At 60.9% G+C, this 23,758-nt stretch carries 28 protein-coding genes; 9 read left to right on the top strand and 19 right to left on the bottom strand.

The features are described 5' to 3' along the window. Positions 1 to 14 precede the first annotated feature (14 nt). The 7 genes from ACZ1HA_RS11525 to hisD all read right to left on the bottom strand — a co-directional run bounded on the left by ACZ1HA_RS11525 (position 15) and on the right by hisD (position 7,028). Positions 15 to 1,610: a gamma-glutamyltransferase family protein gene (locus tag ACZ1HA_RS11525; RefSeq protein WP_472713972.1), complete on the bottom strand. Its 1,596-nt coding sequence runs from the start codon at positions 1,608 to 1,610 to the stop codon at positions 15 to 17. Positions 1,611 to 1,779: 169 nt separating this feature from the next. Next, positions 1,780 to 2,889 carry an alpha-hydroxy acid oxidase gene (locus ACZ1HA_RS11520; protein ID WP_472713971.1) on the bottom strand — a complete coding sequence of 370 codons (1,110 nt, stop codon included), beginning with the start codon at positions 2,887 to 2,889 and terminating at the stop codon, positions 1,780 to 1,782. A gap of 6 nt (positions 2,890 to 2,895) precedes the next feature. After that, positions 2,896 to 3,450 (bottom strand): sulfopyruvate decarboxylase subunit beta, encoded by a 555-nt coding sequence (comE, locus tag ACZ1HA_RS11515; RefSeq protein WP_472713970.1) that lies wholly within the window; start codon positions 3,448 to 3,450, stop codon positions 2,896 to 2,898. Further along, complete coding sequence (gene comD, locus ACZ1HA_RS11510; RefSeq protein WP_375230407.1) at positions 3,447 to 3,953, bottom strand: sulfopyruvate decarboxylase subunit alpha; 507 nt, start codon at positions 3,951 to 3,953, stop codon at positions 3,447 to 3,449. The genes comE and comD overlap by 4 nt, the downstream gene beginning before the upstream one ends. Positions 3,954 to 3,959: 6 nt before the next feature. After that, on the bottom strand, positions 3,960 to 4,967 hold the full coding sequence (locus tag ACZ1HA_RS11505) for an alcohol dehydrogenase catalytic domain-containing protein (protein ID WP_375230408.1): 1,008 nt from the start codon (positions 4,965 to 4,967) through the stop codon (positions 3,960 to 3,962). Then, on the bottom strand, positions 4,964 to 5,716 hold the full coding sequence (locus tag ACZ1HA_RS11500) for an SDR family NAD(P)-dependent oxidoreductase (RefSeq protein ID WP_472713969.1): 753 nt from the start codon (positions 5,714 to 5,716) through the stop codon (positions 4,964 to 4,966). Before ACZ1HA_RS11500 ends, ACZ1HA_RS11505 begins: the two co-directional genes overlap by 4 nt. Before the next feature lie 4 nt (positions 5,717 to 5,720). Continuing rightward, entirely contained in the window at positions 5,721 to 7,028 is a 1,308-nt protein-coding gene (hisD, locus tag ACZ1HA_RS11495) for a histidinol dehydrogenase (RefSeq protein ID WP_472713968.1), read from the bottom strand. 194 nt (positions 7,029 to 7,222) lie between these two features. Here hisD and ACZ1HA_RS11490 point away from each other — a divergent pair, with 194 nt between their 5' ends. The 4 genes from ACZ1HA_RS11490 to ACZ1HA_RS11475 all read left to right on the top strand — a co-directional run bounded on the left by ACZ1HA_RS11490 (position 7,223) and on the right by ACZ1HA_RS11475 (position 10,535). Then, positions 7,223 to 8,233 carry a LacI family DNA-binding transcriptional regulator gene (locus tag ACZ1HA_RS11490; RefSeq protein WP_472713967.1) on the top strand — a complete coding sequence of 337 codons (1,011 nt, stop codon included), beginning with the start codon at positions 7,223 to 7,225 and terminating at the stop codon, positions 8,231 to 8,233. 74 nt (positions 8,234 to 8,307) lie between these two features. Beyond that, positions 8,308 to 9,420 carry an S-(hydroxymethyl)glutathione dehydrogenase/class III alcohol dehydrogenase gene (locus ACZ1HA_RS11485; RefSeq protein WP_436399559.1) on the top strand — a complete coding sequence of 371 codons (1,113 nt, stop codon included), beginning with the start codon at positions 8,308 to 8,310 and terminating at the stop codon, positions 9,418 to 9,420. A 78-nt stretch (positions 9,421 to 9,498) separates the two neighbouring features. Then, positions 9,499 to 9,957: a (2Fe-2S)-binding protein gene (locus ACZ1HA_RS11480; protein ID WP_472713966.1), complete on the top strand. Its 459-nt coding sequence runs from the start codon at positions 9,499 to 9,501 to the stop codon at positions 9,955 to 9,957. Next, a complete protein-coding gene (locus tag ACZ1HA_RS11475; RefSeq protein WP_472713965.1) occupies positions 9,954 to 10,535 on the top strand; it encodes a hypothetical protein in 582 nt (193 codons plus the stop codon). Before ACZ1HA_RS11480 ends, ACZ1HA_RS11475 begins: the two co-directional genes overlap by 4 nt. 13 nt (positions 10,536 to 10,548) lie before the next feature. On the opposite strand, the gene ureG is transcribed toward ACZ1HA_RS11475, so the two are convergent. The 9 genes from ureG to ACZ1HA_RS11430 all read right to left on the bottom strand — a co-directional run bounded on the left by ureG (position 10,549) and on the right by ACZ1HA_RS11430 (position 16,693). Beyond that, entirely contained in the window at positions 10,549 to 11,184 is a 636-nt protein-coding gene (gene ureG / locus ACZ1HA_RS11470) for an urease accessory protein UreG (protein WP_472713964.1), read from the bottom strand. Beyond that, positions 11,181 to 11,813 (bottom strand): urease accessory protein UreF, encoded by a 633-nt coding sequence (locus tag ACZ1HA_RS11465; RefSeq protein WP_472715326.1) that lies wholly within the window; start codon positions 11,811 to 11,813, stop codon positions 11,181 to 11,183. Before ACZ1HA_RS11465 ends, ureG begins: the two co-directional genes overlap by 4 nt. After that, entirely contained in the window at positions 11,803 to 12,300 is a 498-nt protein-coding gene (gene ureE, locus ACZ1HA_RS11460; protein ID WP_472713963.1) for an urease accessory protein UreE, read from the bottom strand. The genes ACZ1HA_RS11465 and ureE overlap by 11 nt, the downstream gene beginning before the upstream one ends. Positions 12,301 to 12,311: 11 nt before the next feature. Further along, positions 12,312 to 14,021, bottom strand: a complete 1,710-nt coding sequence (ureC, locus tag ACZ1HA_RS11455) for an urease subunit alpha (protein ID WP_472713962.1) — start codon at positions 14,019 to 14,021, stop codon at positions 12,312 to 12,314. 3 nt (positions 14,022 to 14,024) lie between these two features. After that, positions 14,025 to 14,330: an urease subunit beta gene (locus ACZ1HA_RS11450; RefSeq protein ID WP_472713961.1), complete on the bottom strand. Its 306-nt coding sequence runs from the start codon at positions 14,328 to 14,330 to the stop codon at positions 14,025 to 14,027. Between the two features lie 9 nt (positions 14,331 to 14,339). Beyond that, positions 14,340 to 14,642, bottom strand: coding sequence for an urease subunit gamma (locus tag ACZ1HA_RS11445; RefSeq protein WP_375230418.1), 303 nt, complete (start codon positions 14,640 to 14,642; stop codon positions 14,340 to 14,342). A 3-nt stretch (positions 14,643 to 14,645) separates the two neighbouring features. Next, entirely contained in the window at positions 14,646 to 15,461 is an 816-nt protein-coding gene (locus ACZ1HA_RS11440; RefSeq protein ID WP_472713960.1) for an urease accessory protein UreD, read from the bottom strand. Positions 15,462 to 15,602: 141 nt separating this feature from the next. Then, positions 15,603 to 16,406 (bottom strand): N-acyl homoserine lactonase family protein, encoded by an 804-nt coding sequence (locus tag ACZ1HA_RS11435; protein WP_472713959.1) that lies wholly within the window; start codon positions 16,404 to 16,406, stop codon positions 15,603 to 15,605. Then, on the bottom strand, positions 16,403 to 16,693 hold the full coding sequence (locus ACZ1HA_RS11430) for a putative quinol monooxygenase (RefSeq protein WP_375230421.1): 291 nt from the start codon (positions 16,691 to 16,693) through the stop codon (positions 16,403 to 16,405). Before ACZ1HA_RS11430 ends, ACZ1HA_RS11435 begins: the two co-directional genes overlap by 4 nt. 159 nt (positions 16,694 to 16,852) lie before the next feature. Here ACZ1HA_RS11430 and ACZ1HA_RS11425 point away from each other — a divergent pair, with 159 nt between their 5' ends. Genes ACZ1HA_RS11425 through ACZ1HA_RS11405 form a run of 5 tightly spaced genes read left to right on the top strand, consistent with a single transcriptional unit; the run spans position 16,853 to position 21,101 of the window. Continuing rightward, positions 16,853 to 17,938 (top strand): isocitrate/isopropylmalate dehydrogenase family protein, encoded by a 1,086-nt coding sequence (locus ACZ1HA_RS11425; protein ID WP_472713958.1) that lies wholly within the window; start codon positions 16,853 to 16,855, stop codon positions 17,936 to 17,938. Then, positions 17,935 to 18,957: a Gfo/Idh/MocA family protein gene (locus ACZ1HA_RS11420; protein ID WP_472713957.1), complete on the top strand. Its 1,023-nt coding sequence runs from the start codon at positions 17,935 to 17,937 to the stop codon at positions 18,955 to 18,957. Before ACZ1HA_RS11425 ends, ACZ1HA_RS11420 begins: the two co-directional genes overlap by 4 nt. Next, positions 18,954 to 19,640 carry a GntR family transcriptional regulator gene (locus tag ACZ1HA_RS11415; protein WP_472713956.1) on the top strand — a complete coding sequence of 229 codons (687 nt, stop codon included), beginning with the start codon at positions 18,954 to 18,956 and terminating at the stop codon, positions 19,638 to 19,640. Before ACZ1HA_RS11420 ends, ACZ1HA_RS11415 begins: the two co-directional genes overlap by 4 nt. Positions 19,641 to 19,692: 52 nt before the next feature. Beyond that, the gene (gene otnC, locus ACZ1HA_RS11410; RefSeq protein WP_472713955.1) at positions 19,693 to 20,343 is read left to right on the top strand and encodes a 3-oxo-tetronate 4-phosphate decarboxylase; all 651 of its coding nucleotides are present in this window, start codon (positions 19,693 to 19,695) and stop codon (positions 20,341 to 20,343) included. Beyond that, positions 20,340 to 21,101 (top strand): hydroxypyruvate isomerase family protein, encoded by a 762-nt coding sequence (locus ACZ1HA_RS11405; protein WP_472713954.1) that lies wholly within the window; start codon positions 20,340 to 20,342, stop codon positions 21,099 to 21,101. Before otnC ends, ACZ1HA_RS11405 begins: the two co-directional genes overlap by 4 nt. Positions 21,102 to 21,106: 5 nt before the next feature. On the opposite strand, the gene ACZ1HA_RS11400 is transcribed toward ACZ1HA_RS11405, so the two are convergent. From ACZ1HA_RS11400 to ACZ1HA_RS11390, 3 genes are all read right to left on the bottom strand, one after another. Beyond that, a complete protein-coding gene (locus tag ACZ1HA_RS11400; RefSeq protein WP_472713953.1) occupies positions 21,107 to 21,928 on the bottom strand; it encodes an aspartate dehydrogenase in 822 nt (273 codons plus the stop codon). Beyond that, positions 21,925 to 22,395 carry a CIA30 family protein gene (locus ACZ1HA_RS11395; protein WP_472713952.1) on the bottom strand — a complete coding sequence of 157 codons (471 nt, stop codon included), beginning with the start codon at positions 22,393 to 22,395 and terminating at the stop codon, positions 21,925 to 21,927. The genes ACZ1HA_RS11400 and ACZ1HA_RS11395 overlap by 4 nt, the downstream gene beginning before the upstream one ends. A gap of 156 nt (positions 22,396 to 22,551) precedes the next feature. After that, positions 22,552 to 23,736 carry an alpha-D-ribose 1-methylphosphonate 5-triphosphate diphosphatase gene (locus tag ACZ1HA_RS11390; RefSeq protein WP_472713951.1) on the bottom strand — a complete coding sequence of 395 codons (1,185 nt, stop codon included), beginning with the start codon at positions 23,734 to 23,736 and terminating at the stop codon, positions 22,552 to 22,554. Positions 23,737 to 23,758: the final 22 nt, after the last annotated feature.

Below are 23,758 nucleotides of genomic sequence, written 5' to 3'. Positions count from 1 at the left end.
ATGACTGCGTCAGCTCAGAAACCGACAGCCGCACCATCCTTGCGGGGGTCCGAACCTGCCGCGTAGCCGCCGTCCGGCAGACGGCAGATCAGCTGTGCTCCGCCAAATCCAAAGGCGTTGTCTGGTGTTTCCAGCGAAATTTCATGCCCCATTTTCCGCAGCGCGGTCAGGGTTGGTTCGGGCATCGTATCTTCGATTGCGACACCGAGGCCTTCGGTAACACGCCAGCGTGGCGCGTCCACCGCCATCTGCGGATCCTGTCCCGAGACCTGTGTGCGCAGTACCATCTGAACATGTCCCTGCGCCTGCATCGGGCCACCCATGACACCAAAGCTCATCAGCGGGCCGTCCGGTCCCATCAGGAATCCCGGAATGATCGTGTGAAATGGCCGTTTGCCCGGACCGACACGGTTCTGGCTCGCCGGATCCAGCGAGAAACCGGCGCCGCGGTTCTGCAGATGGATGCCCGTGCCGGGAACCGCAACACCTGAGCCAAAACCGGCGTAGTTCGACTGAATGAAGGAGACCATCATGCCCGATGCATCCGCCGCTGTCAGGTAGACCGTGCCACCGTGTTTTGGTGCGCCTGCACCGAAATCCTGTGCGCGAGCAGGGTCGATCAGCGCTGCGCGCGACGCGAGGTACCGGTCATCCAGCAGGTGACCGGGCGTGACGTCGTGCATGTGGTCCGCGTCACCGACATACGTTTCGGCATCTGCAAGAGCCAGTTTCATGGCTTCAATCTGCAGGTGGAACGCCAGCGGATCATCGGCGTCCAGGTCACAGACCTTCGTATGTTCAAGAATACCAAGGCCCATCAGTGCAGCGATTCCCTGGCCGTTAGGCGGGATTTCGTGCAGGGTTGTGCCTGCGAACGACCGGCTGATGGTGCCGCACCAGTCTGCCTCGTGCGCAGCCATGTCTTCCATGCTGAGGGCGGCACCATGTTCCGCGGCGAAAGATGTAATGGCCTGTGCAAGCTCACCTTCATAAAAGGCGCGCCCGTTCGTTTCGGCGATCCGCCGAAGTGTTCCCGCAAGAGGCGCATTCCGGAAACGTGTACCTGCCGCAGGTGCTTTGCCATCGCGCAGAAAAGTCTCGGAAAACCCTGGCTGATCACTCAGCTGTTCCGCAGCGCGCGCCCAGAGGGTGGCAATCTTCGGTGTGACGAGAAATCCCTTTTCTGCCAGGGCGATGGCGGGGGCAAACAGGTCTGCAAAAGGCAGTTTCCCAAAGCGTTCCGACACGGCAACCCAGGCCGAAACGGCACCTGGAACGGTTACGCTCTCCCATCCATGAAAGGGCATTTCATCCCGCCCGGCAAACCGTTCTGGTGTCCAGCCTGCCGGTGAGCGGCCCGAGGCGTTGAGCCCGTGCAGTTCTTTGCCATCCCACAGGATCGCAAAAGCATCAGAGCCGACGCCATTCCCCGTGGGTTCCGTCAGCGTCAGTGTGATGGCGGCCGCAACAGCGGCATCCGCGGCATTGCCGCCCCTGGCGAGCATGGAGAGCCCTGCCTGGGCGGCAAGCGGCTGTGATGTGGCGACCACATTATCAGCTGTGACAGCAGAACGCCGGGAGGGGTAATGGTGCGTATCGCGAAGCTTCATGGTGCATCCTTTCAACCAGCCGCAGGCGGTGCACCTTTTGGCCGGCGCACTCCGGACTTGTCAATATCGCGGCCTCCAACCGGGCGCTGAACTGACCGAAACGTGTTTGTGAGGCTGGAAAGCAGGGTTCAACGTGATCCGTTGCAGCGACAGCGAGCCAACGGGACAATCAGAAGCGTGAGCCGGCTCCGGGCATGGTGACACGCCCCATCTGCGCAAGTGTCAGGCTTGCTTCATCTGCAACCAGTTTCCAGAAAGCATCCAGCCCGTCCCGGCCACCGGCGGCAATTGCAAACTGCATTGCGCGCCCGAAAAATACGAAGTCCGCGCCCATCATATAGGCTTTGACAACGTCCTCGCCGGAGCGCAGGCCCGTGTCATAGAACAGCGGATAGTCGGGGCCGATGGCGTCCCGGATCGCCCGCAGTGCCAGGATCGGAGGCGGTGCGCTGTCCAGCTGGCGGCCGCCATGGCTGGACACCTGGATGGCATCAATGCCTTCGTCGCGCAGGCGCAAAGCGTCGCCCACATGGGTGACACCTTTCGCCACGAGGTTACCGTCCCACTGATCCCGCAGACGCTTCAGAAAGTCCCAATCTGCCAGCGCGCGGCTTTCGGTGCGGTCAAAGGTAAAACCGGGCGCTTTGAAGTTCGCCAGATCCGGTGCCCCGGCAATCAGGCTGGAAATTGACCAGCGGGGGTGCAGGGCAAAGTCGATGAACTGCATCGGGCCGATCCGGAACGGCATTTTAAACCCGCGCCGCAGTTCGCGTGGGCGCCGCCCCACCTCGGGCACGTCGAGCGTCATGATCAGAGTTTTGTATCCGGCGGCTTTGGCCCGTTCCACGAGTTTTGTCGTGCCGCTGCCGTCACCGGAGAAATAGAGCTGGAACCAGGCGTGTCCGTCTGCCTCCTCGATCATTGTCTCCAGAGAGGTAGAGGCCACAGTCGATACGCCACAGGGGACCTGGTGCTTTGCGGCAATCCGCGCCAGCATAATGTCTGCTCCGGGGCCGGACAGGTTACACATGCCCATCGGACTGATGCCGAACGGCACTGTGCCTTCGTGATCAAACACCGTTGTACCGATGTCCCGGTCCGTCACATTGACCAGCACGCGCGGGTCAAGGGTGATGTCGCGCAGGGCAGCCAGAGTGCGGGCTTCGGCCACGCCTTCTCCGGCTGCCCCGTCTATATAGTCGAATACCATCCACGGCAGACGCCGGCGCGCCAGGCGCCGCGCATCCGCATAGGAGTGGATGGCATTCGCCCCTCCCATGGGTTCTTATGCCTGGATGGATTTCATGAAGCGGTCACGGATGATGACCGGATCCATCGTGATAACCGGCATCTTGGCATTGCCGCTGTCGCATTTGACGACCATCACCGTCATCTCACCGCTGTCGAGTGCCGCCTGGAGCGCTTCGCCGGTGTCGACATCCTGCACTTCGACCACGTTCTCGCAGCCAGCGGCGCGCGCCATGGCAGCCAGGTCGGTCTTTTTGCCGGTGTAGGTCGGTTGGTCACCGGTGGAGCCGTAGGAGCCGTTGTCGATGATCATCAGGATGAAGTTGTCGGCCACATTGTTGGCGATAGTGGGCAGGGTGCCCATGTTGGTCAGGATCGACCCGTCACCGTCAATGGCGATGACCGGTTTGGACTGTGCGAGTGCAACACCAAGGCCGATAGAGCTTGCCAGCCCCATGGTGCCGAGCATGTAAAAATTGGTTGGCTGATCGTCGATGGCATGCAGTTCCTGGCTGGGAATGCCGATGTTACAGACGACGAGTTTGTCACGCAGGATGGGCGCGATTTCGCGCAGAATTTCAGAACGGATCATTGGTCGCCATAGCCTCCCCAGAAGGACGCATCCGTCAGGATGGCCACAGGTTTGTTGCACATAAAGGTATATTTCAGGATTTCCGGCAGCTCGTCTGCGTCGGATTCCTTATGGAAATGGAACGTCGGGATCAGCATCTGATCCAGAAGCGCCTTGGTGTGTACCGCCATTTCCACCTGACAGGCCACCGGCTCACGCAGTTCACCACGATAGGAGATCAGCATCGGCAGCGGCATGCGGTAGTATTGTGTGAGCGTTGCCAGCGTATTGATCGTGACGCCGATCGCTGTGTTCTGCATGATGATTGCTGGCTTTTTCCCGCCCATGAATGCACCGGCGCACAGCCCCATTCCTTCATCCTCTTTGTTTGAGGGGATGTGGAAGATCTCGGGCCGTTCTTCGACCTGGTCGATGACGCCGGCAAGCTGTTTGCAGGGAACTGTTGTGATGAAATCGACGCCCTCGGCGACGAAATCGTCCACAATTTTTGAACTGATGGACACGTTTGGTTACTCCTCGTGCTCGGGGATCAGAATAATTTTGGGGGCAGCGACCACACCGGACCGGATATCGAGGAAGGCCTGCTGACCGTCGGCGAGCGGGCGGGTCTCGATCCAGTCAAGCGCGCCCAGCCGACCATCAAAGATGGCCTCAGCCGTCTCGCGGAAGTCCTGCGGGGTATAGGTGTAGGTGCCGATGAAGGTGATTTCCTGAAGGGTCATGCGGCGCACGTCCAGACCACCGGTATCTTCGCCAAGACCGATGTGCGTGATAACACCCCCCGGTTTTGCCAGCGCGCTGGCAGCAGCCCGGGTGGCGGCATAACCCACACCGTCGACGATCAGGTCGGCAGTGCCATCCGCGGGTCCGTCGGGATCGCCGGGCGCGAAGGTTGCAAAACCCTCGACACCGGCCAGACGCGTGCGGCGCACTTCATTCGGCTCAATCAGCGAGATGTCGGTAGCGCCCTGTGCCTTCAGCGACAGCGCAGCGCCCACACCAATGGCGCCGCCACCGATGACCACACAGGTCCGTCCGGTCAGGTCACCGCCGAGAACGGCGCGCCCGAGGCGCACGGCGTGCCAGCCACAGGCAATCGGTTCAGCAAGCGCGGCATGCCGCAGATCGGTGCCTTCCGGGACGGAGATCAGATTGCGTTCCGGCATTGCGACGTAGCCGGCAAAAGCACCTTCACGGGGCGGCATGGAAATGATCTGACGGTTCGGGCACAGATTTTCCCGGCCGGTCTGGCAAAACTCACAGGTTCCGCAGGCAACCAGCGGATTGATGGTGACGCGCTCACCATCGCGCGGGCCTCCAACAATGACCCCGGCAGCTTCGTGCCCAAGGGTCAGCGGGGCAGGGCGGCGGGCGTCATGTCCCAGAAAAGCATGCATGTCTGAGCCGCAGATCCCGGAGGCTTCGATGCGGACCAGATGCTCTCCCCCGGCAGGCACGGGCATGGGCCGTTCCTGATAGGTGAGCTGTTCGACGTCAGTGTAAACCAGAGCCTTCATTTCGCGGTGAACCCCCCATCCACAAAAAGGACCTGCCCGGTGACATAGTCAGAGGCAGGTGCGCAGAAAAACATCAAAGGTCCGTCCAGATCGCTGGGCTCGCCATTGCGCCCGATACAGGTCTGATCGGCGTTGCGTTGCGCCAGAACCGGATCTGCAAAAACCGGGCCGGTCAGTTCGGTGCGGAAAAACCCGGGTGCTACAGCGTTAGCTGTGATGCCCTGGCCAGACCAGGCTTCGGCCATCGCGCGGGTCATCTGCTCCACGCCGCCTTTGGACGCGCCGTAAGTGATCCCGTTTGCGAACGCACGCCGCGACTGCAGCGAGGCGAAGTTGATGATGCGGCCCCAGCCGCGGGCTTTCATGCCAGGCACCATAGCCTGCGCCAGAAAGAAAGGCGCGGCGAGGTTCAGGTTGAGTGTTACGTCCCAGCCGTCGTCTGTTACTTCATCGGCATTCTGCCGCGTGTTGATACCGGCCGCGTTGATCAGGATGTCCGGCGCGCCAAAAGGCTCGGCGGCCGCACGCGCAATGTCAGCGATGGCAGAGCGGTCAGCGAGATCGCCGGTCACACAGGCCGTTTCGCCATCCGCGCTCTGCGCCCATTCAGCCAGTGCATCCGCACGCCTGGCGACGCCGACCACGCGGGCACCGGCACCGGCGAGGAGTGCAGCGGCCTGGCGACCCAGCCCGCTGCTGGCGCCGGTCACGCAGACCACGCGCCCACTGACATCAAACAAGCCGCTCATCGGATCAGTCAGCCGCGGAGAGGTCGAAGTTCTCCTGAGGGAAGTATTTGTGCAGGCGCGCATCGGCGGTGCGTGCGTGTCCTTCCATGCCCTCCAGCCGCGAAATCCGTGCGGTAGCTTCGGCGACAGGTTTTGCGCCCTCGCGCGTGGCCCGCTGCCAGGTCACGATCTTCATGTATTTGTGCACCGACAGGCCGCCTGTGTATTTCGCAGACTGCGATGTCGGCAAAACGTGGTTGGTGCCTGAGGCTTTGTCCCCGAACGCGACGGTTGTTTCCTCGCCAAGGAAGAGCGAGCCGTAGCACTGCAGCCGGTCGAGCCACCATGGCAGATCTTCGGCCTGCACGGTCAGGTGCTCAGGCGCATAATCATCTGAACAGGCTGCCATTTCCTCGCGGTCGGCGCAGACGATCACCTCGGCATAGTCGCGCCATGCGGCTTCTGCATTGGCGCGGTTCAGTTCCGGCAGGTCAGCGATCAGGCCGGGCACGATGTCCATGACTTTTTCGGCAAGAGCGCGATTATCTGTCACCAGCCAGACGGGCGAGTTATATCCGTGCTCTGCCTGTCCCACGAGATCAGTGGCGACGATAAACGGGTCGGCCGTTTCATCAGCCAGGATCAGGCTGTCGGTCGGGCCCGCAATCATATCGATGCCCACGCGGCCGAACAGAATCCGTTTGGCTTCAGCCACAAACTGGTTGCCGGGGCCCACCAGAATGTCCGCTTTGGGCAGACCGAAAAGGCCGAACGTCATTGCAGCCACGCCCTGAACGCCGCCCATCGACAGAATTTTGTCCGCACCGCAAAGATTTGCCGCATAAATGATGGCCGGTGCGATCCCGACGCCCGGGCGGGGCGGGGAACAGGCTGTGATGTGCTGGCAACCCGCTACTTTGGCGGTTGTCACTGTCATGATCGCGCTGGCGATGTGGCTGTAACGGCCACCCGGGACATAGCACCCTGCGGCTCGCACCGGGATTGCCTTCTGTCCGGCGATCAGGCCCGGCACGACTTCCAGTTCAACGTCCGTCATCGTCGATTTCTGGATTTCCGCAAAGCGCCGCACGTTGTCATGCGCAAAGGCAATGTCGTCTTTCAGCTTTTGCGATACCTGCCGGCTGGCCGCGTCAATCTCTTCCTCACTCAGAAGGATGCTGCCTTTGTAATTGTCGAACTTGTCGGCATAGCGCAGCGCGGCTTCGTCGCCACCTTCTTCGATGTCTGCGAGAATGCCCATGACGGTCTCGCGCACATCGCTTGCGTCGGTCATTGCCGTCTTTGTTGCTTTTTTCAGATAGTCACGGGCCATGTCTGTGCCTCCCAGGTCGTGCAGTTGTTCCGGCAGGGCACCGCAATTCTGCCGCGGTGGATTCTTCCGGTGTTGCGTATCGTGTAAGCGCTTGCACAGATCAATGCAAGCGCTTACACATGAGGTGTTAATTTTTTTGATGTGCGCTGCCCGAAACCCATTGTGATCGGAGCGTCCAATTCAGGAACAAGGCCATGCCCGCGCCCACGCTGGAAGATGTTGCAAAAATGGCAGGTGTTTCGACTGCCAGTATTTCGCGTGCTCTGAACACACCGGGCAAAGTCGCACCAGAAACGCGCGACCGGATTGAGAAGGCGATCGAGGCGCTTGGCTACACGCCAAACTTCGGCGGCCGCGCGCTGGCTTCCGGTCGCGCCAATACGGTCGGTGCTGTCATTCCGTCGATGGCAAACGCGATGTTTGCCAACGCACTCCAGTCATTTCAGGAAGCGCTCACCGGAGCGGGTGTAAACCTGCTGGTCGCGACCACAGGTTTTGACCCGTCACAGGAACTGTCGGCGATCAAATCACTGGTGGCTCATGGCGCGGATGGCCTCATGCTGATCGGCAATGAACGCCCCGACGAAACCTGGTCTTTTCTTGAAAAACGGCGGGTCCCTTACATCATCGCATGGAGCAACACAGCCCGCAGGGGTCAACGCTTTGTAGGCTTTGACAACGGGAAAGCGGCGGCTGGGGCCACATACCATGCACTGACACTCGGGCACCGGAAGGTCGCGATGATCAGTGGCCGCACACAGGGCAACGATCGCGCACGGGCGCGCAGGGATGGCGTGGTGGCAGCCGTCGAAGCCTTTGGCAGCGGCGCGCGGATTACGCATATTGCGGAGGCCGACTATCTGCTGGACGAAGGTGGTCACGCTTTCCGGGAAATCATGTCAGCACCGGAGGCGCCGACAGTTGTCATCTGTGGCAACGATGCGCTGGCCGCAGGTGGCATGGTGGCCGCGCGGGAGCTTGGTATTTCGCTGCCGGACCAGATGTCATTTGTGGGTTTCGATGACATCGGGCTGGCGCGTGTTGTGACACCGGCCCTGACGACTGTGCGTGTCCCGCAGGACGGGATAGGGCGGGAAACGGCACGGCTTCTGCTCGGGTGCCTCAGCGGTGAGGACGCAGGGGGCTCGGTCACGCTGGATACCACCTTTGTGCGCCGGGCGTCTCTTGTTGCGCCGTCACGGTAGTCACCGGGCTTGACATCAAGGGCCTCTGTGCTTCTGAGTTGACGCAACACATTCAGAAAGAGGACCCCGCCATGATGAGAACCCGTGCCGCCGTAGCCGTAGCCGCCGGTCAGCCGCTTGAGATTATGGAGGTTAACCTCGAAGGTCCGCGCGCCGGCGAGGTCCTGGTCGAAATCAAGGCAACGGGGCTTTGTCATACTGACGAGTTCACCCGGTCCGGTGATGACCCGGAGGGCATCTTTCCTGCTATTCTCGGCCATGAGGGCGCGGGTGTTGTTGTCGAGGTCGGAGAGGGCGTGACATCGCTTGAGGTCGGAGATCATGTGATCCCGCTTTACACGCCGGAATGCCGCGAATGCGAATACTGTCTCAACCCGAAAACCAATCTTTGCCAGAAGGTGCGTGCCACACAGGGTCAGGGCCTATTGCCGGATGGCTCGACGCGGTTCTCAATGCTCGACGGCACTCCCATCCACCACTACATGGGCTGCTCGACCTTCGCGAACCATACTGTTGTGCCTGAGATCGCACTTGCCAAGGTCCGCAAGGACGCGCCCTTCGACAAGATCTGCTACATCGGTTGCGGTGTGACAACCGGTATTGGTGCAGTGATCAACACCGCCAAGGTCGAGATCGGATCGCGTTGTGTTGTGTTTGGCCTGGGCGGCATTGGTCTAAATGTAATCCAGGGCCTGAAGCTCGCGGGTGCGGACCAGATTGTTGGCGTTGACCTTAATGACGACAAACAGGAAATGGGCCGTCACTTCGGCATGACCGACTTTGTGAACCCGTCGAAGGTGGACGGCGATATGGTTGCGCACCTTGTCGAGCTGACGGGTGGCGGTGCTGATTATACTTTTGACGCGACCGGCAATGTGAACGTGATGCGCACGGCGCTTGAAGCGGCACATAAAGGCTGGGGTGAGAGCATTATCATCGGTGTCGCGCCGGCCGGAGCCGAAATATCGACACGGCCGTTCCAGCTGGTCACCGGGCGTGTCTGGCGCGGTACGGCCTTTGGCGGGGCCAAGGGACGCACGGATGTGCCAAAGATCGTGGACTGGTACATGGACGGCAAGATCGAGATCGACCCGATGATCACGCACAAGCTGAAGCTTGAAGAGATCAACCACGGCTTTGACCTGATGCATGAAGGCAAATCAATCCGCGCCGTTGTCGAATTCTGATCCGGGGCGACACTGCGTCATCGTTGAAGCGCGCCCTCTGCCGTCTTATCCTGACGGCCTGATCAGAGGGGCGGCCAGATGAAGCTCACAGTCAACGGGACTGTTCATGAAGTGGATGTCGCGGCAGACATGCCGCTCCTGTGGGTGTTGCGGGATACACTGGGTGTCAGCGGCCCTAAATATGGCTGTGGTATCGCGCAGTGTGGAGCCTGCACCGTTCACGTGGATGGCATCGCGGTGCGGTCGTGCCAGCTGGCCATTGCGGATGTTGATGGCGACGTGACCACGATCGAAACACCTGCCCCCTCCGGAACACTGGAGGTGGTGCAGCAGGCGTGGATCGCGCATCAGGTCGCACAATGTGGATATTGTCAGGGTGGCCAGATCATGCAGGCGGCGTCCTTTCTTGAGTTGGTGCCGGACCCGTCAGATGCGGATATCGACGCTGCCATGAGCGGGAATCTTTGCCGGTGCGGCACCTATCCGCGTATCCGGGCTGCGGTGCGGTCGGCGGCGAGGGCGCTGAACGGATCATGATACGTACGGTGGCAATGGCACTGCTCTTGCCAGGCATGGTGTCAGCCGAGGAGATCCTGGGCAGCAAGACTGACGGACTTGCGGCCTGGGACAGAATTTTTGAAGTTGTCTCCCACCCGAGATGTGCAAACTGTCATACAGGCCCGTCTGACCGGCCGATGTGGTCCGGACCATCCTATGGCGAGACCCGTGTACATGGCATGAACATCCGCGCGGGCGAGAGCCGGATCGGCGCGGAGTTCATCCCCTGCAGAACCTGCCATGTTACCAGCGAAACTGCGTCCAACGATACGCCACATTCCGCGCCTCAGGTGGCAGATGCCTGGCGTCTCGCCCCCGTCGAGGCCCATTGGTTCGGGCAAAGCAGCGACGACGTCTGCCGGCAACTGCGTGACCCGGAACGCAACGGTGGCCGCACGGTCGAGGAGCTGGCAGACCACCTTGACCACGATGTGATCCTGCACTGGGCCTGGTCGCCGGGGGCGGGCGCGAACCCGCGCCATACAACCTTGATATCCATATCCGAGATCTCCGGATATGGGGCAATGCAGGGCAACCCTGTGCGTCAGACTGAGTGACTTCGCAGGCCCGTTATTCCGCGGCGGGTGCTGTCAGGCCAAGACCGGAAATCGCGCGCAGTTCTGTGATGACCTCGCTGACGCCTTCACCATGCCGTAACGCGCAGAAGACGAACGGGCGCCCGGCACGCATTCTGGTGGCATCCCGCTGCATCACCTCAAGCGAAGCGCCGACATGGGGGGCAAGGTCCGTCTTATTGATGATCAGGATATCCGAACGCGTAATCGCAGGGCCGCCCTTGCGCGGGATCTCTTCTCCGGCTGCGACGTCGATAACGTAAAGCGTCACGTCCGCCAGTTCAGGCGAGAAGGTGGCGCTGAGATTGTCACCGCCGCTTTCAATCAGGATCGCCTCGATGTCGGGATGCCGTTTCTGCATCTCGTCGACTGCAGCAAGGTTGATTGAGGCATCCTCGCGGATAGCAGTATGCGGGCAACCGCCTGTCTCCACGCCGATAATCCGGTCCTGGGGCAGGATCTGCAGGCGCAGCAGCGCGTCTGCGTCTTCGCGGGTATAAATGTCGTTGGTAATGACCCCGACCGAGTGATCGGGAGACAGCGCGCGCGCCAGTGCAGCGGTCAGTGTGGTCTTACCGGCGCCAACAGGGCCGCCGATGCCGATACGCAGCGGGCCATTCAGGGAAGTCATGTGCGGAACACCTTTGAGTAGAGAGTTTCGTGGCGCATCGCAGCGATGTCCCCTGCGATACAGTTGGACCAGAGTGCAGCACCTTCGGCGGCGGCCTCTTCAGCCGTGGTGCGGATGAGCGGCTCAAGCGAGGCCAGAACTGCCTGCCCCTCGGTCTGACCAAGCGGTACAAGCCGCACCGCGGCACTGATCAGGTTGGCCGCAAAAGCATGCAGATAGGCTCCGGTGGTCAGGTCCAGCGGCAGACCCTGCCGGGCCGCTGCAACGCCAACCGCGACCGGATACGTGCGACCCCCGACACTGGTTTCCCAGATCGCGTCGACCGTTCGCGCGAAAGCGGCCCCCTGATCACATGTCTCTGTCAGCCGTTCAGACCCCGCCGCAAGCGCCCGCGCGATGTCATCCGTTTCACCGGAAGTTTCAGTATCGCGCCAGGCTCTGGCCAGAAGCGTGGCATCGCTCCGGCCACTGCCGTCAGTGAGAATATCGCTGACCCACAGGCGCAGATCAGCAGATGTCTGCAGCGTGCCCGAAGCGATCACCTCCTCCAGTCCGTGACTGTAGGCAAAGGCACCGACGGGGAATCCCGGCGACATCCATTGCATCAGGGTCAGAATGTCAGTGTTCATGGGGGTGCGCGTGATCGTGGTGGTGATGTCCGTCCGGTCCGTGCGTGGCGGAATGATCGTGGCCGTGCGTACGCCCGTGGCCATAGGCACCGCCTTCGGGCGTGAATGGCTCTGTCACATCGCGCACCTCTGCGCCGAGCCTGGTCAGCAGGTCGGCCATGACCTTGTCCTGCTGGATCAGCAGTCTTTCGGCCTCAATCTGACAGGGCGTGTGGCGGTTCCCGATATGCCAGGCAATGCGGTGCAGATCGTGACCGCGGATTTCCAGCAGTGGTTCAGGCGCCGCAACAACGCGGATCAGCCTGCCGTCTGCTGTCTGCAGCGCATCGTCATGGCCGATCGATGTTGTACGTGGCAGATCGACAAGAATCTGCTGGCCTGACTGTGTGGTCAGAACCTTGCGCCGCAGAAAACGGCCATCATAGTCCAGGTTGACCTCATCGGTTGCGGCGTCAGAATGATGTACAATTGTTTGTGCTGTTTGCATGGGATGTGCCCTCAGAACATGAAGTAGCGCTGCGCCATGGGCAGAACCTCTGCCGGCTGGCAGGTCAGCAATTCGCCGTCCGCGCGTACTTCGTAAGTTTCGGGGTTTACCTCGATCTCAGGCAGGTGATCATTCAGCAAAAGGTCCTTTTTGCCGATCCCGCGCGTGCCTTTCACGGCGACAACATCCTTGGCCAGACCCAGCCTGTCGCCAATACCGGCGGCTTCAGCCGCAGCACTGACAAAGGTCACCGCAGAGCGTTCAACCGAACGGCCAAAAGCGCCAAACATCGGACGGGTATAGACCGGCTGTGGTGTCGGGATCGACGCATTCGGATCCCCCATCTGGGCGCAGACAATTGTGCCGGCCATCAGAACCATTTCCGGTTTCACCCCGAAAAACGCCGGGTTCCACAGGCAGAGGTCGGCACGTTTGCCGACTTCAATGCTGCCGATCTCGTGGCTGATACCGTGGGCGATGGCCGGGTTGATGGTGTATTTCGAGATATAACGACGGACACGCAGGTTGTCGTTTTCGCCGGTTTCCTCTGAAAGGCGCCCGCGCTGTTTCTTCATTTTGTCGGCGGTCTGCCAGGTTCGGATCAGCACCTCGCCCACACGCCCCATGGCCTGGCTGTCGGACGCGATGATCGAAAAGGCGCCCATATCGTGCAGGATGTCTTCGGCAGCTATCGTCTCGCGGCGGATGCGGCTTTCCGCAAAGGCCACGTCCTCGGGGATCGATTTGTCCAGATGGTGACAGACCATCAGCATGTCGAGATGCTCTTCGAGCGTATTGACGGTGAAGGGCCGGGTCGGGTTCGTGGAAGAGGGGAGCACATTGGCATCCCCGCAGATTTTGATGATGTCCGGCGCGTGTCCGCCACCCGCTCCCTCTGTATGGAATGCGTGAATGGTCCGCCCCTTGATGGCCGCCACGGTGTTTTCGACAAACCCGCTTTCATTGAGCGTGTCGGTGTGGATCATCACCTGCACATCCATGTCATCAGCGACCGAAAGACAGCAGTCGATGGCGCCGGGGGTCGTGCCCCAGTCCTCGTGCAGTTTCATCGCGCAGGCGCCGCCTTCGACCATTTCAATAAGCGCTTCCGGAAGCGAGGCGTTGCCTTTGCCTGAAATGCCGAAATTCATCGGAAAGGCATCAAGTGACTGCAGCATCCGCCCGATGTGCCAGGACCCAGGCGTACAGGTCGTGGCCAGCGTGCCATGCGCTGGGCCGGTACCACCGCCCAGCATCGTGGTCACGCCCGAGTGCAGCGCATCCTCGATCTGTTGCGGGCAGATGAAGTGGATGTGGCTGTCAAAACCACCTGCCGTCAGGATACGCCCTTCACCGGCAATGGCCTCGGTCGAGGGGCCGACGATGATGTCGACGCCTGGCTGAGTATCCGGGTTGCCAGCCTTGCCGATCCTGGCGATGCGCCCGTCCCGCAGACCCACGTCGGCCTTGTAGATGCCTGTGTGATCCACAATCAGTGCATTGGTGATCACCGTGTCCACGGCGCCGCCTTCGCGCGTCACCTGCGACTGGCCCATACCGTCGCGGATGACCTTGCCGCCGCCGAACTTCACTTCTTCGCCGTAGGTTGTCAGGTCTTTTTCGACCTCAATGATCAGATCGGTGTCCGCCAGGCGCACCCTGTCACCGGTGGTTGGCCCGAACATGGCTGCGTAATTGTCGCGTGAGATGCTGGTTGCCATGGCTCAGAGGTCCCCCATGATCTGCTGGTTGAAACCGTAAATGCGCCGCGCGCCCGACACCGGGATCAGATTAACTTCGCGCCGCTGGCCGGGCTCAAACCGCACAGCCGTGCCCGCCGCGATGTCCAGCCGCAAGCCACGTGCTGCGTCACGGTCGAATTCCAGCGCGCTGTTGGCTTCGGCAAAGTGATAATGGCTGCCGATCTGCACGGGCCGGTCGCCTGTGTTGGCAACCATCAGCGTGATCGCTTCGGTGCCCTCATTAAGGGTGATGTCACCTTCGGCGGTGATGATCTCTCCGGGTATCATGGGGCCTCCTCAGCGGATCGGGTTGTGTACGGTCACCAGTTTGGTGCCGTCTGGAAAAGTGGCCTCGACCTGTACGTCATGGATCATCTCCGGCACTCCTTCCATGCATTGTTCGCGGGTGATGACATGCGCGCCGGCCTCCATCATATCCGCGACAGACCGTCCATCCCGTGCGCCTTCGACAACAGCGTCTGTGATAAGGGCGATAGCCTCAGGATGGTTCAGTTTCACACCTCGGGCGAGCCGCCTGCGCGCGACCTCTGCGGCCATTGCCACAAGCAGTTTGTCTTTTTCTCTTGGGGTCAGCTGCATAAGTCAGAGTCTCCAGCATTTTGGCAGTTTGTCTTGTGAAAGGTGGTCGAGCAGGGGCACCAGCGACTGGCGCAGGCGAAAACCATCGTCGGCCAGAATGCGGCAGACCAGAACATCGGGCGCCAGAAGGCTCGCGCCGCCGGTGGGGCCTGCAATTTCCCGCACAAGGTCCAGCGCGCCTTCGGCGGCGGGGTGCACCCAGAGAATACTTGCCATCGCGCGGGCACCGCCGGCAACAGCGGGGCGGTCGAGCTGTGCTGCGGTATCGCCGGCAAAACGCAGCCCGTCGACCCACAGCGGCTTGCCCGCGCGCCGCACCTCGACCCTGTCTGTGAAGGAAAGGCTCCGCACATCCTCGCCCATGGCCCGACGTCCGAAAATCAGAGGCTCCACCATCAGGAACCGGGCGTCGCCGGACAGATCGACCTGCAGGTCCCGCGACAGTGCGGCGCCGTCAAACAGAATGGTTTCCTGGGGCAGCCAGTGAAGCGTTGCGTCGCCTTTGGCTTCGAGGCGGTTCACAATCTGACCCGTCTGGCCTTCCTGCGCACGATAGGCACGTTCAGCTGCCTGGGTTGTGACTGTCAGATGTGTGCCGATCGCTGCTTCAGCTGCAGTCGCGAAGCGGTCGCCCCCGGTAACACCACCAGCCGTGTTAACGAGAACGGCTTCAACATCCCGCCGGTTGCGCGGGAAAAGCACTTTGAGCGCACCGGCCTGCCGCAGAGTGTCAATGACAGTCTTGCCGCTCCGCGCCCTGACTGAGATGCCGGCCTCTCCAATGGCGCGGGGCTGGTCAAGATGAGTAGGCGTGGACATCAGCACGAGAGGCCGCTCCGGAAGGCATTAGAGGATCAGCAGACCTTCCCATGCGGCTCCGGGTTTGACCAATTTCTTTTAACTTTCTGGCGCAATTTGCGGAAGGTTGCACATTTTTTCAGCAGGTCGCGCAGGCTGCACTCATGAAAGGCCGGGAACAGGGCGTTGCGGACCGGGATCCAGCCGCCGGATGTGATCGGCAGCGCCGGGCGCGAAAACCTCGCACACGATGGGGTCATGCCCGGGCACAATCAGTTCCGGTCTGCTGGCTAGACGCAGCAGCGTATCGAACCCGTCCAGCATGTTCTGCAGGTCGACAACGATCGGAAAGGGTTTCCTCGCGACGAAGTTTTCATAGTAGTGCGCAGCGTCTGAGGCCAGCACCATCCAACCCTTTTCCGTACGTACACGTACGGCCTGAAGGCCGCGACTGTGCCCGCCGATGCAATGAACGGTGACCCCGTCAGCGATCTCTGCATCCCCGTCCGTGAAGATCACCTTGCCGGAGTAAAGCCGCTGCACGGCTTCGCAGATATGCCCGGCGGTGAACGGCATCCGGAGCGTGTCATGACACATGCAGGGACCGGTCGCGTAAGCCATTTCCGCCGCTTGCATGTGCAGGCGGGCGTTCGGAAACAGATGCAGGCCGCCCGCGTGATCGTAATGCAGATGGGTCACGATGACATCTGTTATGGCCTCCGGCGTAATGCCCAGCGGGGCAAGCGCCGTGACCGGATCCAGACGGATCGGGCGGTCCCGGCTGGCAGCTTCGGCGTCATCGTAACCGGTGTCGACAAGAATGGTCCTCGGGCCACACCGCAGCAGCCACATAAAGTAGTCCATCGGGTGGGGCGCATCGTGGTTATCATCGAAGATAAAGCTGTCCCGGCGGGTACGGCTGTTCCGGTCAGCGTATTTTACGGCGTGAACTTCCCAGGTACTCATTGGCGGACATCCGACCAGGTTGTAACAGATTTGGCAGCAACCATAGGATCGGTTTCTGCAGCGAATTTCACAAAATGCGGCAGCGTCAGATGCGTCTGAAAATCCGCCTCGCTGTCATAGATCTCATAAAGAAAAACAGTTTCCGGACGCCCGGGGTCGGTCGCGACGTCAAACTGCCTGCAGCCAGGTTCATCCGAAAGGGATGCTGATGCGTTTGCATACATCAGCGGCAGAAAATCGGGCATTCTGCCCGGTGAAATTTCAAAGGTGACGGTAACAGCGTACATATCTGTCCTTCCCGGGCGTTGGTTGCCTCTGACTTTGCACCGTCCGGTGGGCGCCGGACAAGATTACCGTGTCAGATATTGTGAATTTATTATTGCATTTTTTAATGTATACGTTAAAGTGTAAAGACCTTTTTAATACCCGGGCAGTCAGGAGTTCAGATGAAGTCGAGTTTTAAGGTTGCCGTTTTTGAGGGCGACGGTATCGGGCCGGAAATCACGCGGCCGACCGTTGAAATCCTTGCGGCGCTGGCAGCCAGGAGCGGCTACCGGCTGAGCTTTGATGCGGTGCCGGCGGGGGCTGCGCACTATGCTAAAACCGGGGAATCCCTGCCATCTGCTTCGCTTGATGCGGCGCGCGCGGCCGACGCGATTTTGTTGTCTGCGATGGGTCTGCCTTCTGTTCGCTATCCGGATGGCACCGAAATTTCGCCGCAGATCGATCTGCGCAAAGAGCTGACCCTGTTTGCCGGTGTGCGGCCGGTTCGGATATTTCCGGGGCAGCGTACACCGCTGAACTTGCCGTCCGGCAAGGAAGTCGATTTCGTTCTGATCCGCGAAAGTACCGAAGGGCTGTTTCATACGCAGGGTCGTGGCGAAGTCAGCGAGAACGAAGCGCGCGAAACGCTTCTGATCACCCGCGATATCTCGGAAAAGCTCTTTACGTTTGCCTTTGGGCTGGCCCGTGAACGCCGCGCCGCGGGACGTGGTCCGGGGCGGGTCACCTGCGTGGACAAAGCTAACGTGTTCCGCGCCTTCGCCTATTTCCGTGCGCTTTTTGATGCAGAGGCTGAAAAACACCCGGATCTGCAGGCGGACCACGCCTATGTGGATGCCACGGCGCTCTGGTTTGTGCTGAAACCTTGGGATTTTGATGTTCTCGTGACGGAAAACATGTTCGGCGACATCCTGTCGGATCTCGGAGCGGGCCTTATGGGCGGGCTGGGGGTCGCGCCGTCGGCGGATATCGGACTCGAGCATGCGGTTTTTCAGCCATGCCACGGTTCTGCTCCGGATATTGCGGGGCAGGGGATTGCGAACCCGATGGCCATGATCCTTTCGGCTGCTATGATGCTGGAATGGCTGGGCGTCCGCTCCGAGGCGCCTGCGCTGCGCGAAGATGGCCGTGTTTTGCGCGAGGCGGTCGAGCGGGTAATCTCAGGAGGGCAGGTGTTGACAGCAGACTTTGGCGGACAGGCCACAACAGAACAGGCAGCGGCTGCTGTGGCCGCTGAACTTGGCCTGTGAACGCTTCCGGCCCGATCCGCGTTGCCTGCCTCGGGGCGGGTTATTTCAGCCAGTTTCACTATGATGCCTGGAGCCGGATTGAAGGGGTGGAAGTCGTCGCATCCGCCGACCTGAACATTGCCGCCGCACAAGCGACGGGGCTGCCAGCATTCGGCAGCCTGGCCGAACTGCTTGCCGCGAAAACTCCGGATGTCCTGGACATCATTCTTCCTCCGCCGGGGCATGCGCCCTCTGTGCGGATGGCAATCGCTGCAGGTGTCGGCACGATCATCTGCCAGAAACCGTTTTGCCGCGACCTTGAGGAAGCCCGAACCATTGCCGCCGAAGCGGATGCCGCCGGTGTAACCCTCGTGGTGCATGAGAACTTCCGTTTCATGCCCTGGTATCGTTTCATCCGTGAACAGATCGACTCCGGTCGGATCGGCACCCCGATGCAGGCTACCTTCCGGCTGCGCCCGGGCGATGGTCAGGGACCGGATGCCTATCTGGACCGCCAGCCATATTTCCAGCAGATGCCACACTTTCTGATCCATGAAACAGGTGTGCACTGGATTGATACGTTCCGGTTTCTGTTCGGCGATCCAACCGCAGTCTATGCTGACCTGCGCCAGATCAACCCGGTGATTGCGGGCGAGGACGCCGGTATGGTTCTCTTCGACCATCCGGATGGGGTGCGCACCGTTTTTGACGGAAACCGGCTGGCGGACCATGTCGCTGAAAACCGTCGCCGTACGATGGGTGATGCAACATTCGAAGGGACCGGGGGCTGCCTCACACTGCTGGGAGACGGAAGTGTTTCCTTCCGGGCTTTCGGGGCCAATGATACAGACATTTTACTTGGGCCGGATCGGTCCACAGGCTTTGGCGGTGACTGCGTACTGCATCTGCAATCCCACGTCGTCGACTGTCTGAGAAACGGCACGGGACCTGAAAACACTGCAGCAGACTACCTGACGGTTATCGCTGTGCGGGATGCCATCTACGCTTCTGCAGAAAACGGGCGTAAGGTTACGCTATGATTTTCGGGCCGCCAAATGATTTCAGGGAAAAGTCCAACAGCTACCGCGCTGTGGGGGAGCTGAGGCGGCTGATTTTTGCAGGCGAACTGTCCCCGGGTTCCGATCATCTGGAAACAGAACTGGCGGAGCGCCTGGGGATGTCACGCACGCCGGTGCGTGAAGCCGCACTGATGCTTGAAGCGCAGGGCCTGGTCGAGGTCAGGCCGAGGCGCGGTATCCGGATTCTGCCTGTCTCGCCGGAAGACATGCAGGAGATCTACGACATACTGACCGAGCTTGAAGCGCTCGCAGCATCCCGCGCAGCCTCGGTCCCGCCCGCGGAACGGGACCTGGAACCTCTGGAGCGCAGCATAGCGGACATGGAAGCCGCATTGCAGTCAGAAGACCGGCAGGCCTGGGCTGACGCAGATGAACGTTTCCATACAGAACTTGTGCGACTGGGCGGCAACCGCCGTATTGAGGCGATCACCGCGATGATGGCAGATCAGGTGCGGCGGGCCCGCGCCATGACTCTGTACATGCGCCCTGCACCGGTGAAATCGCACGAGGACCACCGGGGTGTCCTGGAAGCGATCCGGGCCGGCGACGCGGAAACTGCCCGCGCCATTCACCACGCGCACCGGACAGATGCGGGTAAGATGCTGATCGCACTGCTGCGCCAGCACCGCTTTCACCAGCTGTGACAGGACCGGCGGACCATTGTGTGGCCGGGCGAACCTGCTATGACCCTTGCTCATGAGTTCTGAAACTGCACTGCGCGAACTGATCTGCACTCTGGCAGCCTCGATGTTCAACAGAGGGCTGACAGGCGGCAGCACCGGAAATATCTCGGCCCGCACGTCTGATGGCGGTCTGCTGGTTTCACCCACGGGCACAAGTTTCGGCAGGCTTGATCCGGCCCGGCTGAGCCGGTTCGACGCCTCCGGCCGGCTGATCGACGGGGACCCGCCGACCAAGGAAATGCCCCTGCATTCCGCATTCTACGAGACGCGCAGTACTGCCGGGGCCGTGGTGCATCTGCATGCGTGCCACTCAGTGGCCTGGTCGATGATGCCGGATGCCGACGAGGACAACTTTCTGCCACCGCTGACACCCTACGCAATCATGAAGCTGGGTAGGGTAAAGCTGCTGCCTTTCTTCATGCCGGGGGATCCGGCCATGGGCGACGCCGTGCGCAGTCTGGCCGGAAAACGCTCTGCCGTGATGCTCGCCAACCATGGGCCGGTCGTGGCGGGAAAAGACGTGGAGGCCGCCTGCAACGCCATCGAAGAACTGGAAGACACGGCGCGGCTGGCCATTATGATGCGGGGAATTGATGCCAGAATGCTGACGCAGGAGCAGGTCAGCGGGCTGGTCAGCCGCTTTGATGTGGAGTGGGACGATTGACAGCATTCTCAGCCAACCTTGGGTTTCTCTGGGCGGATCTGCCGCTCGCTGATGCCATCCGTGCAGCCCATGCTGCCGGATTTGACGCCGTGGAGTGCCACTGGCCCTATGAGCACGATGCCCGTGACGTGCGCGACGCGCTGGATGAAACCGGTTTACCGATGCTGGGGCTCAATACTGTGCGCGGGGATACTGCCGCCGGCGAAAACGGCCTCTCAGCCCTGCCCGGCCGCGAGGGGGAGGCACGTGCCGCCATTGATCAGGCCGTGGAATACGCGCAGCAGATCGGCGCCGGCGCGGTGCATGTGATGGCAGGTTTTGCCTCCGGTCCTGCCGCAGATGCCTCTTTTGTGGAAAACCTGAAATATGCCTGCAGCCGCGCAGGCGCGCATGGGCAGACAATCCTGATTGAACCACTGAACGGTTACGATGCGCCCGGGTATTTCCTGAGCTCCACAGATCAGGCCTCAGATATCATCGCGCGTGTTGGCGCGGGCAACCTGAAACTGATGTTTGACTGCTACCATGTGCAGCTGAACGAAGGGGACCTGACGAACAGGCTGACGCGGCTGATGCCTGTGATCGGCCACATCCAGTTCGCTTCGGTGCCGGACAGGGGTACGCCCGATCATGGTGAGATCAGCTATGCCCATATCTTTGAGCATCTTGCGGCACTGGGCTACGCACGCCCGCTTGGGGCGGAATACAAACCAAAACAGCCCACGCATGAAACGCTCGACTGGATGCGCCTGTTCTGACCTTTTCAGATACGGATTAGACGCCCGCGGTTGCGCAATGCCCGTAACGCGCTGAGCGCCGTCAGTGCCGAAGTTTTCGGGTTTGATGCGAGAGGTTTCCCGGTCGTGCTGTAGTCCACTGCAACGGCTGGTCCCTCTGCCTGAATGCGGTGTGTGTTCGCTGTTGCGCCCGGATCTGCAATCAGCGTCACCCGGGTGCGGTCAAACCCGACCGCAGCCAGTGCAACCGTCGCTACCACATTGGCATTTTTCGGAAACAGACGGGCCGCTTCTCGGGCGGAGCCTGTGAAAAACGCTTCTGGTTTTTCGAGGGTCGCAAGATCGCACATGTCCTCGGCCGGCGTTCCCTGCCAGGCCTGTGGTGCTTTGCGTCCGGAATATTCCACACTGTCGATACCGCCCTGCGCTGCCGCAAGAGCATCAATCCCGCCGATCGCACCGGGCAGGACCGACGCCTGCGCATGTCCCGCGCGTGCGGCTGTCTGCAGCTGGTCCAGCGTAGCGGGGTCCGCCAGAGCACCTGCGGAAAGTATGCCCACATCAATGCCCCGGTGAAGGACACGCGGCGCGACATCATGTACGGCTGCGTGCCCTGCACATTCCAGGACAAAATCTATATCGCCGGGTAACTCTTCGGGACTTGCCGCAACGCACACGCCAGGGCCAAGCAACGCCCGGGTTTCAGCGACCCTCGCGGGCCGGACCAGAACAGCCGCCAGCGTCACATCCGGGTCTTCCTGCAGCCTGTTGCTGACTTCGGCGCCAATGGCACCATACCCAATAATCGCGACCTGTCGTTTTTGCCGGGGATCTGACTGCCTGCTCATCGGTAAAGCCTTATGCCTGAAACTGCGATGTCGGCCTGAAACTCACGCCCGATTGCGAGGATGCCGATGCGCCGCAACCGCGAAGGGTCAAAGGTGATATCTGTTCTGTGAGGTTCAAAATCTGAAAACGGCACCCGGATACTGGACCAGTCAGGGTCAGCCCGGAACGATGCGCGATAGGAATGCCAGGGCTTGCGCAGCTGATCGGTTCTGAGCCGGATGTCATAGGTTTCTGAATTGCCCTGCACGTCAATCTCAATGCCCTGCCAGGCGGAGGCGTCAAAGGGTCCGGAGCCTGTTTCCGTGTCAAAAGCGATCTGGATGAACCCGCCGTTGTTTTCGGTTGAAACCGTGCCCGTCAGCCGGATGGCAGGACGTCCGTCCACTGTGGTTTCCTCGGCACGTCCGGCAGAAACCCCGCCCATGACACTGTCCGCGACATATTCCCATGAGGGGGTAAATTCCAAAGCCGGGTCTCCTGCTGCCGGGGCGCTCAGGCCGCACAACATCACGGCCATGATGGGTTTGTACACGGCTGCCGTCATCTTTGTGTCAGCTGAACTGTCATTCCGCGCTTCAACCTGGCGCACATAGTGTTGCGGGCAAGGCTTTCCGGAGCGAAATCATGCCGCTCTGTGCCCCTGGCTCCAGACACCGCGTATGCGTGGCGTGGGTCCGCTGGCACTGATCCGCACGAGATCACCGCGCAGCCCGGCCTCTATTCTGCCCCGGTCTGTCAGGCCCGCGGCCTTTGCGGGGTTGTCGGTGACACACCGGACAGCACGGGGAAGATCCTGCCAGATGTCCGCCAGATGGAAGGCCGACAAAAGCAGGGCAGAGGGAATGTAGTCCGAAGAAACGATGTCCAGCAGACCGGCCCCGGCCAGTTCCCGGGCCGAGACGTTGCCGGAATGTGACGCGCCGCGAATGATATTGGGCGCTCCCATCATCACGGCAATGCCGGCCTCCGCACAGGCCTGTGCGGCCTCCTCGGTTGTCGGGAACTCCGCAAAATTCACTCCGTTGGTGGCCGATTGTCTGACCTGATCCGCTGTCGTGTCATCGTGACTGGCCAAAGCAGCGCCATAGCGCCGCGCCTCAGCCACTGCACCTGCTTCATGTTTTGCGCCGTATTTCGTCTGCAGTTCGCGCAGGTGTGCGACATGGCGCGTGAATTCCGCATCCGACAGCCCGCGTTTTTTGGCCACATAGGCTTTCATGACATCCAGATCGCTGAACTGCCGCTGACCGGGCGTATGATCCATCAGGCTGACAATGCCGATGCGGTCTTCCGGGCCGAACTCCGCCATTTCCTGCAGCAGGGTTTCAGAACAGATCTCTGCCCTCAGATGCAGGTAATGGCTGATCCTCAGGTGACCGGACTGCCGGGCTGCCAGGATTTCACCGGCCATCTGGCGTGCATAGGCACCGTAGCGTGTCGTGCTGTTGAGTATAGAGCCAACCCGCAAAGCATCGAACACAGTTGTGATGCCGGTCGACGCGAGTTCAGCATCATGCGCAAAAAGCGCAGGCATGTGGGGCCAGTCCACCCCAGGCCTGGGCTCAATATGCCGTTCCAGATTGTCTGTGTGCAGTTCCACGAGGCCCGGCAGCACGTAATCGCCCCCACAGTCTACGGCTCCGGGCGGTACCGTGGTGCCTTCCCGGATGTCACAGATCTGCCCGTTCTGCAGGTGCACGCTGCCGGTCAGCAGGCTGTCGTTCAGAACAAGCCGTGCGTTGGCGAGACAGAGCGCGTCACTTTCCTCATTATTCGGAGTGTTTGCTGAAAGATCAGGTGAATTCATGGTGTCCGGCTTTCAGTTTTGC

It is taken from the genome of Roseobacter sp. S87, assembly GCF_055693285.1.
The sequence above is the reverse complement of the archived record's forward strand: the minus strand, read 5'-3'. Positions and strand labels throughout refer to the sequence as shown.

Bases quoted from the DNA above. Each gene is read 5' to 3' on its own strand.
- ACZ1HA_RS11525 (WP_472713972.1), bottom strand. From the start codon at position 1,610: ATGAAGCTTCGCGATACGCACCATTACCCCTCCCGGCGTTCTGCTGTC.
- ACZ1HA_RS11520 (WP_472713971.1), bottom strand. From the start codon at position 2,889: ATGGGAGGGGCGAATGCCATCCACTCCTATGCGGATGCGCGGCGCCTG.
- comE (WP_472713970.1), bottom strand. From the start codon at position 3,450: ATGATCCGTTCTGAAATTCTGCGCGAAATCGCGCCCATCCTGCGTGAC.
- ACZ1HA_RS11505 (WP_375230408.1), bottom strand. From the start codon at position 4,967: ATGAAGGCTCTGGTTTACACTGACGTCGAACAGCTCACCTATCAGGAA.
- ACZ1HA_RS11500 (WP_472713969.1), bottom strand. From the start codon at position 5,716: ATGAGCGGCTTGTTTGATGTCAGTGGGCGCGTGGTCTGCGTGACCGGC.
- hisD (WP_472713968.1), bottom strand. From the start codon at position 7,028: ATGGCCCGTGACTATCTGAAAAAAGCAACAAAGACGGCAATGACCGAC.
- ACZ1HA_RS11490 (WP_472713967.1), top strand. From the start codon at position 7,223: ATGCCCGCGCCCACGCTGGAAGATGTTGCAAAAATGGCAGGTGTTTCG.
- ACZ1HA_RS11485 (WP_436399559.1), top strand. From the start codon at position 8,308: ATGAGAACCCGTGCCGCCGTAGCCGTAGCCGCCGGTCAGCCGCTTGAG.
- ACZ1HA_RS11480 (WP_472713966.1), top strand. From the start codon at position 9,499: ATGAAGCTCACAGTCAACGGGACTGTTCATGAAGTGGATGTCGCGGCA.
- ACZ1HA_RS11475 (WP_472713965.1), top strand. From the start codon at position 9,954: ATGATACGTACGGTGGCAATGGCACTGCTCTTGCCAGGCATGGTGTCA.
- ureG (WP_472713964.1), bottom strand. From the start codon at position 11,184: ATGACTTCCCTGAATGGCCCGCTGCGTATCGGCATCGGCGGCCCTGTT.
- ACZ1HA_RS11465 (WP_472715326.1), bottom strand. From the start codon at position 11,813: ATGAACACTGACATTCTGACCCTGATGCAATGGATGTCGCCGGGATTC.
- ureE (WP_472713963.1), bottom strand. From the start codon at position 12,300: ATGCAAACAGCACAAACAATTGTACATCATTCTGACGCCGCAACCGAT.
- ureC (WP_472713962.1), bottom strand. From the start codon at position 14,021: ATGGCAACCAGCATCTCACGCGACAATTACGCAGCCATGTTCGGGCCA.
- ACZ1HA_RS11450 (WP_472713961.1), bottom strand. From the start codon at position 14,330: ATGATACCCGGAGAGATCATCACCGCCGAAGGTGACATCACCCTTAAT.
- ACZ1HA_RS11445 (WP_375230418.1), bottom strand. From the start codon at position 14,642: ATGCAGCTGACCCCAAGAGAAAAAGACAAACTGCTTGTGGCAATGGCC.
- ACZ1HA_RS11440 (WP_472713960.1), bottom strand. From the start codon at position 15,461: ATGTCCACGCCTACTCATCTTGACCAGCCCCGCGCCATTGGAGAGGCC.
- ACZ1HA_RS11435 (WP_472713959.1), bottom strand. From the start codon at position 16,406: ATGAGTACCTGGGAAGTTCACGCCGTAAAATACGCTGACCGGAACAGC.
- ACZ1HA_RS11430 (WP_375230421.1), bottom strand. From the start codon at position 16,693: ATGTACGCTGTTACCGTCACCTTTGAAATTTCACCGGGCAGAATGCCC.
- ACZ1HA_RS11425 (WP_472713958.1), top strand. From the start codon at position 16,853: ATGAAGTCGAGTTTTAAGGTTGCCGTTTTTGAGGGCGACGGTATCGGG.
- ACZ1HA_RS11415 (WP_472713956.1), top strand. From the start codon at position 18,954: ATGATTTTCGGGCCGCCAAATGATTTCAGGGAAAAGTCCAACAGCTAC.
- otnC (WP_472713955.1), top strand. From the start codon at position 19,693: ATGAGTTCTGAAACTGCACTGCGCGAACTGATCTGCACTCTGGCAGCC.
- ACZ1HA_RS11400 (WP_472713953.1), bottom strand. From the start codon at position 21,928: ATGAGCAGGCAGTCAGATCCCCGGCAAAAACGACAGGTCGCGATTATT.
- ACZ1HA_RS11390 (WP_472713951.1), bottom strand. From the start codon at position 23,736: ATGAATTCACCTGATCTTTCAGCAAACACTCCGAATAATGAGGAAAGT.